This is a genomic window from Bradyrhizobium sp. PRIMUS42 (assembly GCF_023006515.1).
Lineage (GTDB): Bacteria > Pseudomonadota > Alphaproteobacteria > Rhizobiales > Xanthobacteraceae > Bradyrhizobium.
In genome coordinates this window covers 1-1,261 of the sequence record NZ_JALBGZ010001169.1, presented here as the reverse complement: position 1 = coordinate 1,261, position 1,261 = coordinate 1, and the positions used below count along the sequence as shown (strand labels likewise).

General features: G+C 68.3%; 1 protein-coding gene. It reads left to right on the top strand.

Going from position 1 to position 1,261, the window contains the following annotated elements:
• On the top strand, window positions 1-1,261 hold a 1,261-nt coding region (locus tag MOV75_RS38705), incomplete at both ends, for an N-6 DNA methylase (RefSeq protein WP_247008092.1).

Genomic DNA, 1,261 nt, shown 5'->3' with positions numbered 1-1,261 from the left:
CTACGCGAATCCTCCCACGTCACGGGCGTCGAGCTCGACCCCGTCACCGCGCGCATTGCCCGGCTGCTGCAGCCGCGGGCGCGGATTGTCACAGGCGATTTCGCGCGCACCGAGCTGCCGGCGAGTTTTGACCTCGCAGTGGGCAATCCGCCGTTCTCGGACCGGACCGTGCGCTCGGATCGCGCCTACCGGTCAATGGGCCTGCGCCTGCACGACTACTTCATCGCGCGGGCAATCGACCTCCTGAAGCCCGGCGCCCTCGCCGCCTTCGTCACGAGCTCCGGCACAATGGACAAGGCGGACCCCTCGGCGCGTGAGCGCATCGCGAAGTCGGCCGACCTGATCGCAGCCATTCGCCTGCCCGAGGGCAGCTTCCGTGCCAGCGCCGGCACCGACGTCGTTGTCGACATCCTGTTCTTCCGCAAGCGCAAGATCGGCGACGCGGAAGGCGACCTGTCGTGGCTCGACCTCGACGAGGTTCGGCCGGCCGCGGAAGACGAGAGCGCGATCCGCGTGAACCGATGGTTCGTGCAGCGCCCGGATTTCGTGCTTGGCGCACACGCGCTCGCGTCCGGTCCCTTCGGCGAGGCCTACACCTGCCTGCCGCGCGAGGATGAGGATCTCGAAGCAACGCTCAAAGCCGCGATCGGCTTCTTGCCGGAAGTCGTCTATGACGGCGAGCCGGAGGTGATCGACCCCGACCTGGCAGAAGCCGGCGATCCATCTGACGCCGATTGGCCCGCCAATCGCCACGTGCGCGAGGGCAGCTACTTCTTCGACAAGGCCCACGGCTTGATGCAGGTCCTGGACGGCGACCCGGTCGCGGTGAAAGCGCGCAAGGGCCGCGGTGCCGACGGCATTCCGGAAAAGCACGCGCGCATCATCCGGAGACTGATCCCGGTCCGCGACGCCGTGCGCGAGGTGTTGAAGGCGCAGGAGCTCGACCGGCCGTGGAAGGACGCCCAGGTCAGGCTGCGCATCGCCTGGTCGAACTTCGTTCGGGACTTCGGCCCGATCAACTTCACGACGGTCTCGACCGCCGAGGACGAGGAGACCGGCGAGGTGCGCGAGACCCACCGCCGACCGAACATCCAGCCCTTTCTCGACGACCCCGACTGCTGGCTGGTCGCCTCGATCGAGGATTACGACCTCGAGGCCAACACCGCGAAGCCCGGGCCGATCTTCACCGAGCGGGTGATTGCACCGCCGGCGGCGCCGGTGATCACCAGCGCAGCCGACGCGCTGGCCGTCGTCCTCAACG